Annotated in this window: 13 protein-coding genes; 5 read left to right on the top strand and 8 right to left on the bottom strand. The window is 60.5% G+C overall.

Annotated elements, in window-relative coordinates:
* Nucleotides 1-1,473, top strand: coding sequence for an FAD/NAD(P)-binding protein (locus LOY68_RS18490; protein ID WP_265038971.1), 1,473 nt, complete (start codon nt 1-3; stop codon nt 1,471-1,473).
* 178 nt (nt 1,474-1,651) lie between these two features.
* Here the strand turns inward: LOY68_RS18490 and LOY68_RS18485 are convergent, their stop codons facing one another.
* The 3 genes from LOY68_RS18485 to LOY68_RS18475 all read right to left on the bottom strand — a co-directional run bounded on the left by LOY68_RS18485 (nt 1,652) and on the right by LOY68_RS18475 (nt 3,441).
* A complete protein-coding gene (locus tag LOY68_RS18485; protein ID WP_054053488.1) occupies nt 1,652-1,897 on the bottom strand; it encodes a hypothetical protein in 246 nt (81 codons plus the stop codon).
* Between the two features lie 249 nt (nt 1,898-2,146).
* On the bottom strand, nt 2,147-2,527 hold the full coding sequence (locus tag LOY68_RS18480; protein ID WP_265038970.1) for a hypothetical protein: 381 nt from the start codon (nt 2,525-2,527) through the stop codon (nt 2,147-2,149).
* A gap of 173 nt (nt 2,528-2,700) precedes the next feature.
* Nucleotides 2,701-3,441, bottom strand: a complete 741-nt coding sequence (locus LOY68_RS18475) for a response regulator (protein ID WP_163914421.1) — start codon at nt 3,439-3,441, stop codon at nt 2,701-2,703.
* 204 nt (nt 3,442-3,645) lie between these two features.
* Here LOY68_RS18475 and LOY68_RS18470 point away from each other — a divergent pair, with 204 nt between their 5' ends.
* Nucleotides 3,646-4,668 carry an alpha/beta fold hydrolase gene (locus LOY68_RS18470; RefSeq protein ID WP_163914423.1) on the top strand — a complete coding sequence of 341 codons (1,023 nt, stop codon included), beginning with the start codon at nt 3,646-3,648 and terminating at the stop codon, nt 4,666-4,668.
* Nucleotides 4,669-4,835: 167 nt separating this feature from the next.
* Here LOY68_RS18470 and LOY68_RS18465 read toward each other — a convergent pair whose 3' ends face one another.
* Nucleotides 4,836-6,377, bottom strand: coding sequence for an MFS transporter (locus tag LOY68_RS18465; RefSeq protein ID WP_265038969.1), 1,542 nt, complete (start codon nt 6,375-6,377; stop codon nt 4,836-4,838).
* Nucleotides 6,378-6,495: 118 nt separating this feature from the next.
* On the opposite strand from LOY68_RS18465, the gene LOY68_RS18460 reads away from it, so the two are divergent.
* Nucleotides 6,496-7,398: a LysR family transcriptional regulator gene (locus LOY68_RS18460; RefSeq protein ID WP_265038967.1), complete on the top strand. Its 903-nt coding sequence runs from the start codon at nt 6,496-6,498 to the stop codon at nt 7,396-7,398.
* 130 nt (nt 7,399-7,528) lie between these two features.
* On the opposite strand, the gene ppnN is transcribed toward LOY68_RS18460, so the two are convergent.
* Nucleotides 7,529-8,902 (bottom strand): nucleotide 5'-monophosphate nucleosidase PpnN, encoded by a 1,374-nt coding sequence (ppnN, locus tag LOY68_RS18455; RefSeq protein WP_054053494.1) that lies wholly within the window; start codon nt 8,900-8,902, stop codon nt 7,529-7,531.
* A gap of 229 nt (nt 8,903-9,131) precedes the next feature.
* On the opposite strand from ppnN, the gene LOY68_RS18450 reads away from it, so the two are divergent.
* Nucleotides 9,132-9,659, top strand: a complete 528-nt coding sequence (locus LOY68_RS18450) for a DUF3087 domain-containing protein (protein WP_265038966.1) — start codon at nt 9,132-9,134, stop codon at nt 9,657-9,659.
* A gap of 199 nt (nt 9,660-9,858) precedes the next feature.
* Nucleotides 9,859-11,436 (top strand): sensor domain-containing diguanylate cyclase, encoded by a 1,578-nt coding sequence (locus LOY68_RS18445; protein WP_265038964.1) that lies wholly within the window; start codon nt 9,859-9,861, stop codon nt 11,434-11,436.
* Nucleotides 11,437-11,438: 2 nt separating this feature from the next.
* Here the strand turns inward: LOY68_RS18445 and LOY68_RS18440 are convergent, their stop codons facing one another.
* The 3 genes from LOY68_RS18440 to LOY68_RS18430 form a co-directional block, all read right to left on the bottom strand.
* Nucleotides 11,439-12,356 carry a LysR family transcriptional regulator gene (locus LOY68_RS18440; RefSeq protein WP_265038963.1) on the bottom strand — a complete coding sequence of 306 codons (918 nt, stop codon included), beginning with the start codon at nt 12,354-12,356 and terminating at the stop codon, nt 11,439-11,441.
* A gap of 104 nt (nt 12,357-12,460) precedes the next feature.
* Nucleotides 12,461-12,835, bottom strand: coding sequence for a DUF2784 domain-containing protein (locus tag LOY68_RS18435; RefSeq protein WP_265038961.1), 375 nt, complete (start codon nt 12,833-12,835; stop codon nt 12,461-12,463).
* Between the two features lie 72 nt (nt 12,836-12,907).
* The gene (locus LOY68_RS18430; RefSeq protein ID WP_265038960.1) at nt 12,908-13,843 is read right to left on the bottom strand and encodes a GGDEF domain-containing protein; all 936 of its coding nucleotides are present in this window, start codon (nt 13,841-13,843) and stop codon (nt 12,908-12,910) included.
* Between the last annotated feature and the right edge of the window lie 20 nt (nt 13,844-13,863).

Here is a 13,863-nt window from a genome sequence, read left to right as displayed (position 1 = left end):
ATGAACCAAACCTCCAGCGGACAGGCGACCGACGCCATCCGCCATGCAGACATCCTGATCATCGGCGGCGGCCTCAGCGGCGCGATGCTGGCGGCGCAATTGTTGCGTTTGCCCGGCCAGCGTTCGCTGCTGGTGATCGAACCCCGCGCCGAACTCGGCCGGGGCGAGGCGTACAGCGCAGTCGAGTTGGGCCATACGCTGAACGGCAATGCGGCGCGGATGAGCGTTGACCCGGACAATGCCGATGACCTGACGCAATGGTTGACTGAATACATCGCGGCGGGTGGCTGGCCGGAGTCTGACGAGCAACATGTGCCGGTCAGCGAATTGTTCCCGCCGAGGGGGATTTTCGGGCTGTACGTGCAGCAGCGTTTGGCGGAGGCCCAAGCGGTGGGTGTGTTGAACGGTTCCACTGTCGAGCATGTGCGGGCCGAGGTGGTTGACCTGCAAACGCTCGATGATTCGGTGCGGTTAAGTTTGAGTGACGGACAACAGTTACAGGGCGCTTTTGCGGTGCTGGCCACCGGGATGTTCCCCGCCGCGCGCACGCCACAGACCGAATCCAGCGGATTGAACGCAGCGGCGCTGGATCCGTGGGACGTCACCGCCATGCAGCAACTCGATCCGCAATCCACGGTGTTGATCATCGGCTCGGGCCTGACCATGGTCGATGCTGTGGTGTCGCTGGAGCAGGCCGGGCATCGCGGGCCGATCAAAGTGTTTTCCCGGCACGGGTTGTTGCCGCATGTCCGACGCCAGCCGCCGGCCTGGGTGGACTTTCTGGCCGAGGATCACAGCATTCGCACACCACGGCAGTTGCTGCGCGAATTGCGTCGGCATTGCCGGGACGCTATCGCCCAAGGCATCGATTGGCAATCGCCGCTCGACACGGTACGGGCGCATATTGGCCGGTTGTGGAATCAGGCGACGGACGTGCAGCGCAGGCAGTTTGTGCGGCATGTGCGGCCCTGGTGGGAAAGTCATCACCACCGTTCGCCGCCGTTGAGTGCGGAGTTGGTGGCGCGGCTGCACGGGGAAGGTCGGTTGCGGATTCAGGCGGCGTCGTTCAAAGGCCTGGCGCCCTCCGTAAACGGTGAAGTGAGCATTCGAATCCGGCGTCGCGGCGAGGCGGAAACGCTGATTGTCAGCGGTGCGGCGTTGATCAACTCCAGCGGCATCGAATACGACTGGCGCCGAGTCGCCCGACCGCTGCCACAGCAGTTGCTGGCGCGCGGACTGATCAAGCCGGGCCCATTGGCGCTGGGGATTGCGGCGGCGGTGGATGGCGCGGTGCTGGACGCCGACGGACAAGTTGCCCAACGCTTATTCGCCATGGGCCCGCCATTGCGTGGCATGTGGTGGGAAAGTACGGCAGTGACGGACGTGGCGAGCCAGGCCAAGGCGTTGGCAGCACGGTTAGCCGTAGCAGCTGCCGAGCCCGCGAGGCTGCGTTCGGCGGCGAAGCCGTCGTGAAATCAGCAACTGCGTTGTTTCAGGATGACCGTGCATAGCGGGTTTACGACGGCTGCGCCGCCGAACGCAGCCTCGCGCAGCTCGGCAGCTGCTACCACGGGTATCGGTGGCTGTTAAAACGGAGAAACCCCGGGTAGAGCGGATCTACCCGGGGTTTCTTGTTTGAAGCGGCGCAAACTTACGAATCGATACGCTGATATTTCGAACCGAACTCAGGGCGGTTTTCAGCCACGTAGAGTTTGGCTTGTTCAGCGTTCTGCTGCAGGTTGACGCTGCCTTTGCGTTCAGTGTCGATGCTGACGCTGTTGACGTTCTGGGTCGCTGGCTGGCCGACTTTCACCGCAGCGATGGATTGTGTTGCAGCCATGGCCGAGGTAGCGCCAAGGACGGTAAGGGCGAAGGTAAGACCGATGATGCTTTTCATGATGTTGCTCCAGAGAGTGGGAAGAAGATGTGGCCACTCTAGTGCTGGAGCGCGGAGATGAGAAAACACCCTGACGCATAGTTGATATCGAGAGCGTTGATTCATTCAGTTGACAGGTGTTGATCGCATTTTCTGTGTCTGGCCCAAAACCATTGTGGGAGCGAGCTTGCTCGCGATGAGGCCGGCACATTCAACATCAAAATTGTCTGTCAGGCCGCCATCGCGAGCAAGCTCGCTCCCACAGTTGGATCAGTAGCGCTGATATTTCGAGCCGAACTCAGGGCGGTTTTCTGCAACCACTACTCCGGCGTTCACGGCGTTAGCTGGGCTGAACAGCGCGACACGTTCGCGCAGTTTTTGCAGGCGATCGGCGCCGCCTTCGGCCACACGATTCTGGATCAAGCGATCCGAACCGCCTTCGGCAACACGATTCTTTTGCAGATTTTCAGAGCCATATTCCGCGACGCGATTCTGTTGCAGCCGATCCGAACCACCTTCCACCAGCAGTTGCTGGACCGGGCTGTGAGCGGCAGCGCTCGCGGTGTTGGCCGAGGCCAGGTTCGACAGGCCGAGGCCGCCAATCAGTGCCAGACCGAGTGCCAGGGACGAAACTTTCGAGAAGTTGAACATGGTGATTCTCCGTGCGCTTAATGATTGAGTGAGTCAGCAGCACCGGTTAGGTCGGTGCTGTCTGGTGTTCACAGTTAAACGCTCGGGTGTATCGGTGATGTGTGCGGGAACGCCGCGAAGTCGGGTGTTGCGTATCTAGCGCGGGGTTTTATACAGACGGATACAAATCCCCCTCATGACGGTGCACCCAACATCTCCACCGGGTAGGAGAACACGTAGCCTTCATTGCGCACGGTCTTGATATAGGTCGATTCCCGGGAGTCATCCATCAAGCGTTGGCGCAATCGGCTCACCAGCAAATCGATGGAACGGTCGAACAGATCGGCGTCGCGGCCCTGGGTCAGGTTGAGCAACTGATCGCGGCTGAGCACCCGTTGCGGGTGGTCGAGGAACACCCGCAGCAGGCGATACTCGGCGCCGCTGAGGGCGACCAGGGTGTCGTCTTCGTCGAGCAGGTGGCGGGCGGTGGTGTCCAGGCGCCAGCGGCCGAAACCCAGCAGCCGGCCGCTTTCAGTGATCAGCAGGTTCGGCGGCAGCATGCGGGTGCGGCGCAGCACGGCGTTGATCCGCGCCAGTAGCTCGCGGGCGGCGAAGGGTTTGGTCAGGTAATCGTCGGCGCCCATTTCCAGGCCGAGGATGCGATCGGTTTCATCGTTGCGTGCAGTCAGCATCAGGATCGGCGTGGCTTTGTGTTTGCCTGCGCGCAACTCGCGGCACAGCAGCAAGCCGTCGTCGCCGGGCATCATGATGTCGAGCACGATCAGGTCCACCTGATTCGCTTCCAGGAAGCTGCGCATCTGCCGGCCATCGGCGACCACGGTGGTACGCAAACCGTTCTTCTTCAGGTAATTGCCGACCAACTCGCGGATCTCGCGATCGTCGTCGACAATCAGAATGTGGTCCACATGTTCCATCGCTCAGCCCTCTTGTTATTAGTACACAGCCAGGTCCCACACCTGTTTGTATCGCACTGTATCTCAGGCGCTGTTGGACACGTTATGCCTTATTAGCAGTGGTTTACGACACATGGCAGATACCTCGGGACGATTGAATGGATCCATTGAGGCAAGCCGACTTGCCTGGCAACCACTGGTCATCGCACCCCTGAGGAAATCACCATGAACTGGAACAAACTCGCTGCAGCCAGCTTCTTCGCGGTCCTGAACGTTGCTGCGTTTGCAGCGCATGCCGATGTCAAAACCACGGCGCCTGTGGCAGCCAGTGCCAGCACCCTCAAGGCTGACCCGTTCGGTGCCCTGAAGCACGTCAACGCCGGGTTGCTGAATGTAGCGTACGCCGAGGTCGGCCCGGCGGATGGGCCGGTGGTGATTCTGCTGCACGGCTGGCCCTACGACATTCACAGCTACAGCGAAGTGGCACCGTTGCTGGCGGCCAAAGGTTATCGGGTGCTGATCCCGTACGCACGTGGCTATGGCGATACGCATTTTCTGTCCGAGAAAACCCTGCGCAACGGCCAGCCCGCCGCGCTGGCCAGTGATGTCATCGATTTCATGGATGCCCTGAAGATCAAAAAAGCCGTGCTCGGCGGCTACGATTGGGGCGCACGTTCGGCGGACATCGTCGCGGCGCTGTGGCCGGAGCGGGTAGAAGCGCTGGTCGCCGTGAGCGGTTACCTGATCGGTAACCAGGCCGCAGGCAAGAATCCGTTGCCACCCAAGGCTGAATTGCAATGGTGGTACCAGTTCTACTTTGCGACAGACCGTGGCGAGGCCGGTTACGAAAAAAATCGCCACGACTTCGCCAAGCTGATCTGGCAAACCGCATCGCCGAAATGGACCTTCGACGACGCCACCTTCGACCGCAGTGCTGCGGCGCTGGACAACCCGGATCACGTCGCGATCACGGTGTTCAACTACCGCTGGCGCCTGGGTATCGTCCAGGGCGAACCGCAATATGAAGCGCTCGAACAGCGACTGGCCAAGGCACCGAACATCACCGTGCCGACCATCACGATGGAAGGTGACGCCAATGGCGCGCCGCACCCGGCTGCCGAAGATTACGCCAAGCGCTTTACCGGCAAGTATGAGTATCGGCTGATCAATGGCGGCATCGGCCACAACCTGCCGCAGGAAGATCCGCAGGCGTTTGCCAAAGCAGTTATAGACGCTGATCACTTGTAACCTCACACCGAACTACTGTGGGAGCGGGCTTGCTCGCGAAGACGGAGTGTCAGGCGATATCGATGTTGAATGTGCCGGCCCCTTCGCGAGCAAGCCCGCTCCCACAGGAAACCTGATCGTTCAACTCAATCAGGATTCGCCGCTCATGAAAGCACTGATCTCTGGCGTCACCGGCATGGTCGGCCAGGGCGTACTGCGCGAAGGACCGGCGCGGCTTCGTCACTCTGCTCATCGCCCCGATCAAGGAACAGAAAAACCACGCCCGCCGCCACCACAGTGATCGTGGTCAACACCAGCAGCAATGTGCTGAAACCGGCGCTATAGCCATCGATCAGCGCGGCACGACTGGTGCCGGCCAATAGCGTGGACGCCCCTGCGACATCGCCGGTGACCAGGTGCTGTGCAGCCTCTGCAGTGTTGGGCGAGACGCTCAGATGACTGGCCGTCAGCGCCGAGAGCAGGGCGGTGACTACCGCGACCGCGACCCCTTCACCGGCGACTCGCGTGGTGCTGAAAATGCCGGTGGCCATGCCGGCCCGTTCTTTGGGAACGACGCTGACCGCCAGCCCATCCATCAAACCCCAAGGCAGGCTGATGCCGATGCCAATCACTGACATCGGCAATGCCAACACCCAAGGCACGCTGCCGGTGGGCACATGACTGAGCCAGAACAGACCCGCTGCCGACACGAGCAAACCCACGCCGCAGATCGTCGATGGGGACAACCAGCGAGTCAGGTAGCCCGCCACGATCGGCAGAAACAACAGCGGCGCCGAGAGCGCAATCATCAGCCGGCCGGCGTCTATTTCGCTCATGCCGTCGATCCCGACAAAACGCACCGGCAGCAACAGCAGCAACACCACAAAGGCGTAGGCCGGGGCGGCAGCGAGCAGTTGTACGCCGACGAAACGCGGGTAACGGAACAGGCTGAGGTCAAGCATCGGCTGGGTAACCCGTTGCTCGATCACCACAAAGGCAATGAATGAGAGTAAGGCCACCGCGAACAGACCGAGCACAAATGGATCGCTCCAACCGCTTTGCGGCACCTTGAGCACGCCATAGGTGAAGATCCCCAAGGCCCAGGTGAAGCAGATTGCACCGGGCCAATCGATGCCGCCAGCATCCGGATTGCGCGATTCGTCCATGTACCGCGCTGCCAGAATGAAAGCGATCGAGGCCAGCAGCGTAATCAGCAGGAAAATCGTCGGCCAGCCAAACGCTTCAATCATGACACCCGCCGCAATCGGTCCGAATGCCAGACCGATACCAAAACTGCTGCCGACAAAACTGAATGCACGGGTCCGCGCCGGGCCATCGAACACTTGCGCCAGGGCCGACATACCGCCTGAAAAAGCCGCCGCCGCGGCGACCCCTTGTGCCGCGCGCAACAGATCGAAGGTGGTCAGATCGGCAGCGAACGTCAGGGCTGCCGACAGCACCGCGAACGACGCTACGCCGGCGATGAAGACTTTCTTGCGCCCGAAACTGTCGGCCAGTGCACCTGCCACCATCAGGCAACTGCCGAAGGTCAACATGAAAGCGTTGGTCACCCAATTGAGTTGCATGGGGCTGCCATCGAAGGCCCGGCCAATCGCCGGCAGCGCGACAGCGGCGGCGGTGAAGTTGAATGGCATGGTGATGGCCGCGATACACACCGCCAGCAACACCAGGTTTTTTTGCGTTGTACGCGAAGCCGCCGAGTTTTCCATCGGGAGAATCCTTTGCTGAAGTTTGAACATGCAAGGATGATAGAGCGGCGGTAATCGTGTTAAAAACGGCAAATATTCCGCTTATATCGGAATAAAACGCTCGAATAGGAGGTGGGTGATGGATCGGCTCAGTGGGCTCATGCCCTTCATACGAACGGCTGAACTGGGCAGTTTTGTCGCGGCGGGCAGGGCGCTCGGATTGTCTGCTTCGGCGGTTGGCAAAGGCGTGACGCGGCTTGAACAGCAGGTCGGTGTGCGACTGTTTCAGCGCTCGACCCGCAGCATCAGCCTCACCGATGAAGGCCGGATGTTTCAGGAGCGTTGCCGGCGCATTCTCGATGACCTCGACGATGCCCAGGCGGCACTGTCACGCTCCACAGAAACCCCGCGCGGACGCTTGCGGCTGAGCTTGCCGATCGCCAGTTATCATTTGTTCCAGTCAGCATTTCTCGAATTTATGGCCCAGTACCCGGACATCGAACTGGACATCGATTTCAGTGACCAGATGGTCGACCTCGTCGAGGAGGGCATCGATATTGCGATTCGCGGCGGCGAGTTGCCGGACTCTCGCTTGATGAAGCGCGCTTTACCGCCGGTGCAGTTGATCATCTGCGCATCGCCTGATTACCTGGCGCGTCATGGCACACCAAAAACGCCCAGAGACCTGGACAGTCATCAGGGCGTTCGTTTCCGGTTTTTCAAAAGTGGCAAGCTACAGGAGTGGCCGCTGAAGCTTCGCGCAGGCGAGGCTGAAATTCGCACGCGTACCGTCCTGACCTGCAACAACATGGACATGGTGTGCAGCGCTATTATCAGCGGTTTCGGTGTGGGGATTCTTCCGGACTTCCTGGCGCGCGAACCCTTGGCCGATGGCTCGTTGCACAGGGTTTTGGGCGATCATTCGATCGGTCCTAATCCCTTGAGCCTGGTCTGGCCATCAAGCCGTCAGCTCTCGCAAAAAATCAGGGTGTTTGTCGATTTCATCAGTGCGCATCTGGAAGGTCAGATGGGTGATCTGTAGGAGCGAGGCTTGCCCGCGAACAGGCATGACGCGGTGCAATGGATGACCGCGGCGCTCCCTGTTCGCGGGCAAGCCTCGCTCCTACAAAGGGCTGCTGCGTAGCCCCGTGAGATCATTCACTTTAGGTTTTTTACGCAACCACTTGATAACACGGAACATATGCCGCGCCACCCGGCAGTTTCATCCGATGCTGGGCCACAAACGCCTTGAGCAACTGATCCAGCGGTTGCATCACCGCCGCGTCGCCTCGGATCTGGTACGGGCCGTGTTCTTCGATCAGGCGGATGCCCTTGTCCTTGACGTTGCCGGCGACGATGCCGGAGAACGCCCGACGCAGGTTGGCTGCCAGTTCGTGGGCCGGTAGCTTGCGGCTCAGTTGCAGGCTGGCCATGTTTTCGTGGGTCGGGTCGAACGGGCGCTGGAAGCCTTCGTCGATCTTCAGCAGCCAGTTGAAATGGAACGCATCGTTGCGCTCGCGGCGGAACTGTTTGACCTCTTTGAGCCCTGCAGTCATATGCCGCGCCACTTCCGCCGGGTCGTCGATGATGATCGTGTAGTGCTGCTTCGCCGCGTCACCCAGGGTGGCGCCGACGAACGCGTCCAGTTGCTCCAGATACGGCGCCGCGTGTTTCGGCCCGGTCAGCACGACCGGGAAGGGCAGGCCCGCGTTATCCGGGTGCATCAGGATGCCCAGCAGGTACAGGAATTCTTCCGCCGTACCGGCACCGCCCGGGAAGATGATGATGCCGTGGCCGACGCGGACGAAGGCTTCCAGGCGTTTTTCGATGTCCGGCAGAATCACCAGTTCGTTGACGATCGGGTTAGGCGCTTCGGCGGCGATAATGCCCGGCTCGGTCAGCCCCAGGTAACGCCCGCCGTGGATGCGCTGTTTGGCGTGGGCGATGGTCGCGCCTTTCATCGGGCCTTTCATCACGCCGGGACCGCACCCGGTGCAGATGTCGAGGCTGCGCAGGCCCAGTTCGTGGCCGACTTTCTTGGTGTATTTGTATTCTTCGGTATTGATCGAGTGGCCGCCCCAGCACACCACGATCTTCGGCTCGACGCCTGGGCGCAGGGTGCGCGCGTTTCGCAGCAGGTGGAAGACGTAGTCGCTGATGCCTTGCGAGGTGCTGAGATCGATGCGCTGGGCGTCGAGTTCGTTTTCGGTGTAGACGATGTCGCGCAGGGCGCTGAACAGCATTTCCCGGGTGCTGGCGATCATTTCGCCGTCAACGAAGGCGTCGGCCGGGGCGTTCAGCAGTTCCAGGCGCACGCCGCGGTCCTGCTGGTGAATACGGATTTCGAAGTCCTTGTAGGCTTCGAGGATGGTCTTGGCGTTATCAACGTGGGCGCCGGTGTTGAGGATGGCCAGGGCGCACTGGCGGAAGAGGGTGTAGGTGCTGCCGGAACCGGCTTCGCTCAGTTGCTGGACTTCACGCTGGGACAGGGTTTCCAGGCTGCCTTTAGGGCTGACAGAGGCGTTGATTACTTGGCGTTGGGACATTCAATGATCCTTAAAACGATGCCAGTCATAGAGGAGGAGCGATTGGCATCCGAATAAAATGTATCCATGAAAGAAGATGGCACGAAGTACGCTGTCTCGCCACGTTCTCCTTTGACGATGAAAAGATGAAAAGGAGCCCCAGCATAGCTAAATCCCCCGCAGAGGCGATAATGCCCCGCACTCTTTTTGCTCACAGAGCCTTTCCATTGATGCAGGGAACCCCGCCAAGATGTTCGAAATCCAGCCAATGAATGCTGAAGTTTTCCGAAGCCAGACCCGGCGCAGTACGGTGATCATCGCCCTGATTTTCCTGGCGCTGGCCATGGTGCTCTCGACGACGGCTGTGGCGTTGTTCGGCGAACCGGGCGGCGACAACCTGCGGTTCAACGTCGGCGGTGTGTTTGTCGCGGTGTTGCTGATGGTGGCGCTGATGCGTGGCCGGTTCTGGAACCAGCAATGGATGGCCCCGGCGGTCTACGGCTGGCGCCTCAAACGCAGCCTGATGAGCGTCACCAATGTCATGCATCAGGTGACGGCGGCCGTGGCGAAGGATGATCCGGACGCCATGAAGCTGCTGCGTTTCTATCACCTGGGGTTGCACCAGATGCATGAACTGGACGGCAACTCCAGCGATCACAGCCAGTTGATCCGCGAAATGGATCAGCACAAGGCGCGGATGGAAGCGTTGGGGATCGATACCGAACAGACCCGATTGAACCCGGCATGGCTTGAAGCGGTGAAGCAGACGCCGCGTTAAACCTGTAGTGCAGGCGAAATCCGCACTCCTGTTTCACTTGCAGTGACGCTGCCCTCGATCTTCGCGATTTTGCTGACGTTGTGGGCATTCAAGGCACGCATCGCCTAATCTGCTCGATGCTCAGGCATAGTAATGCGCTCGACAGGTCAAAGACGCGATCAGGAAGCATCGCCTCTTCAACGCAATTTCAAGGAATGTCATGGGACAGCCGTCCGTAAAAGTCCGTATCGAAGCCCTGCAACCCACGCAGTCGTTGCTGGCCGAGCAGGTCCAGGCGAAGCTCAAGGTTCGTTACGCCGTGGTGTTGCTGGTTGCGGTGTGCCTGTCCATGGCGGCCATTGCGATCTGGGAGGCCTGGAACTCGCGGCATTACCACTTGCATGACAAGGAAGTGGCGATGTCCAACCTGGCGCAGACCCTGGCATCCCAGGCGCAAGCCTCGATCAAACAGGCAGATACGCTGTTGTTTTCGCTGGTGGACCGCCTCGAAAACGAGGGCATGGGGCCAGCGCAGATGCCGCGCCTGCAGCGATTGCTCGGTGCCCAGCGCAGCGAATTGCCGCAGCTCCATGGCTTGTTCATTTTCGGTGAAGACGGGCGCTGGCTGGCCAACTCCAATGGCGCCAATGTGCCGGACGCCAATAACTCTGACCGTGAATACTTCATCTTCCACCGCGATCACTCTGACCGTGGCCCGCATATCGGTCCGTCGATCAAGAGTCGTTCGACCGGTGAATGGATCATGACCGTGTCGAGAAGGATCAATCATCCCGACGGCAGCTTCGCCGGTGTGGCGTTGGCAACCCTATATCTCAGCCATTTCCTCGATTTGTACAACAGCATCGACATGGGCCAGAACGGCGTCATCAACCTGATCGCCGACAACGCCACCATCGTCGTGCGCCGGCCGTTCAAAGACGCCGAAGTGGGCACCAGCGTGGCGAAGGGGCCGCTGTTCACCCAATTGCTGCCCTTGGGCAATTCCGGCACGGCAATGGTCAAATCGTACCTAGATGGCGTTGAGCGGGTCGTGGGGTTTCGCCGGGTCGAGGGCTATCCGCTGATTGTGTTTGCGGCCCTCAACAAGGAAGAAGTGCTGACCGGCTGGCGCCAGGAGTCCCTGAACAGTGCCGCCATCGTCGCCTTGCTGCTGGCGTTCCTGGGCACGCTCGGCTATCGGCTGATCCGGGTCATGAAGCAGCAGAATCACATTCAAAGCGTATTGCTCGATGCCCAGGAAAAACTTATGGAGGTCAATCGCAGCCTGGAACTGCTGGCCTTGGAAGATGCGCTGACCGGGCTGGCCAACCGGCGTCAGTTCGATCTGTTCATGGTTGCGGAGATGGGGCGTGCCCGACGCAGCCAGACCAGCCTGGCGATGCTGATGCTCGATGTCGATCACTTCAAGTTGTTCAACGATCACTATGGGCATGTGGCCGGTGATGTGTGTCTGCGCAAAATCAGCGCGATCATCACGCAAAACATCAATCGTCCCGGTGACCTGGCCGTTCGTTACGGTGGTGAGGAATTTGCGGTGGTACTGCCCGGCACCGACTATGTCGGGGCCTTTCTGGTGGCGGAAAAAATCCGTCGAGCGGTGCAGTTGGCGGGTATGGAGCATACGGACGGTATTGAAGGCGTGGTGACGGTCAGCCTGGGTGTCTGCGCCTACGATCCGGCCTCGCAAGCCGGGGCTGACGATCTGGTCAGCGCGGCGGACAAAGCGTTGTACGTGGCCAAGGCCAGTGGCCGGAACATGAGCGTCATCGCTAACTGAGTTCAGACAAAGCGGCCACTGCCCTGGACCAGTTTGGTGGCGAGCCAGGGTTGCTTGAGCTGTTCCAGCCACCAGCCCAAGGCGCGACCGTCATGGTCGCCACGCCAACCGGCGTAGAGGATGTTCGGCTCGCGCGGGTCGGCCATCTGTTTTTCAACCAGCGTGCCGTTGTTCAGCAAGGTACCGACCCGGTGTCGCGGCAACCAACCGACGCCCAGGCCGTTGCACTGGGCGAGGATTTTGGCGCGCATGGTCGGCACGGCGAGGACCGGTTGCCCGCCGGAAACGCCGTAGGTACTGCCTTCGGTGGCCCGGGATGAGTCGGCCACGACAATCGCCCGATGCTGGGTGACCATGGCCCGGTTGATCGGTTCTTTGGCCTTGGCCAGCGGGTGTTTGGGCGAGACGGCGAACACCCATTCCATTTCCCCCAGTTGCATCCAGCGCAATGACGGGATGGCCGGCGGTTCGTTGGTGGCGCCGATGATCAGGTCCGCGCGACCTTCACGCAGGGCTTCCCACACCCCTTTGAGCACTTCCTGCGTAATGCGCAGCGGCACGCCGGATTCCAGCGCGTCGAACTCGTGAATCACCGGGATCAGGGTGTCGAACTCCAGCAATTCATCAGTGACGATCCACAACCGGCTCTCCCAGCCGTTGGCCACTTGCTGGACGCGTTGGGTCAGCCGGGAGACGTCCTGCATCAGCCGCGCCGCTTCGTTGACCAGCAATTCGCCGGCCGCCGTGAGCTGCAAACGGTAGCGACGGCGGTCGAACAGCAGGGCGTCGAAGCGTTCTTCCAGTTGGCGGGCGGCGTAGGAGACGGTGGAGGGCGCCTTGCCCAGGTGGGCGGCGGCGCGGGACAGGCTGCCGGTTGCGCGGATGGCCTCAAGCAGGGCCAGGTCTTCAATCGACAGCATGTTCAAGGTCCTCGAAGATCAAAAGATCGCAGCCTTCGGCAGCTCCTACATGGATTGCATATCACCTGTAGGAGCTGCCGAAGGCTGCGATCTTTTAGCGGTATTCACGCGGCCCGACGCAACTTCCACAACCGGATCAACCGCACATACACCAGCAGGTTGACCGCCAGCACCACGCTGCCAAGCCCCAGTTGAATCGTCGGTGTCAGCCCGGCCGGGTAAATGATCGGCAACACGTAATGCTCGATGAAACCGCCGCCATACACGGTCTGCCCAGCCGCTTCGCGCATCAGGTTTTCCCAATAGGTCAGCGGGCAGGTCAGGTGAAAGACTTCGACGATTACGCCCCACGCAGCGGCGGGCAGGTGCCACCAGATCAGGTGGCGCCATTTGAGCACCAGCAGCCCGCCGAACAGCACGAACAGAATGAACAACAGGTGGAACAGTACCAGCCCGTCGGCGGCGATTCGGTAAAGCATGTCGATTCCCTGACTCTTCGATTGAATGGCTCCATGTTACGCGGGCAGCGGACTGCGCTCCATGCCTCGTTTTCAATCACGAAAATCAGTGAATTCCGCACGCATCCGCCCGTTGTGCTTGGCCCGATACAGCAACTTGTCGACCTGCTCGACGAAGTCCACGGCACTGGCGTCCTGGCCGGCGACGGTGGTGCCGACGCCGAGGCTCAGGGTCACCAGTGGCGAAACCGGCGAAAACACATGGGCGATATGCTGCTGGCGAATCAAGTGCAGGCATCTGCGCGCCACAAGCCGGGCTGACTCGGCATCGGTTTCCGGCAGCAGCCAGACGAATTCTTCGCCGCCGATCCGGGCAATGAAATCCCGTGGCCGGTTGGCTGCCAGAGACAAGGTCTGCGCCACGCGCCGCAGGCATTCGTCACCCTTGATGTGGCCGTAATGATCGTTGTATTGCTTGAAGTAATCGATATCCAGAATCAGCAGCGACAGTGGCTGCCCGGTGCGCTGGGCGTTGCTCCATTCGCGTTCCAGCACCGTGTCGAACATGCGCCGGTTGGCGATGCCGGTCAGGCCGTCCTGGAACGAATATTCTTCGAGTTGCTTCTGCAGGCGAATCAGGTGCTCTTCGGTTTTCTTGCGCTCGCTGATGTCGAACATGAAGCCCACCAGCGCCTCGACTTCGCCGTCCTTGCGCACTACGTGCACCGCATCGCGAATCCACACGTAGTCGCCGTCGCGGGTCAGCGCACGGTAGTCGGCCTCGTGATCGACACCGGCGCGGGACTGCGATACGCAGAATTCCACCACGTAGTCGCGGTCGTCCGGGTGCATGCGCTCAACCCAGTCATTGACCGTGACCCAACTGTCCTGCTGCCAGCCCAGCAAACTTTCGATCTGCGGGCCAATGTAGCTGAACGTCATGGTTTGCCAGTCGATCCGCCAGGGAATCGCCTTGGTCGACTCAAGCAGGGTTTTGTAGACAGCGCTGTCGGTGTCGACGGAACTCATAAAGGGCCGGCCTCATGGAA

It is taken from the genome of Pseudomonas sp. B21-053, from assembly GCF_026016365.1.
GTDB classification, from domain to species: domain Bacteria; phylum Pseudomonadota; class Gammaproteobacteria; order Pseudomonadales; family Pseudomonadaceae; genus Aquipseudomonas; species Aquipseudomonas nunensis.
Note: the sequence above shows the minus strand (reverse complement) of the source record. Positions and strands in the feature narration are given on the sequence as shown.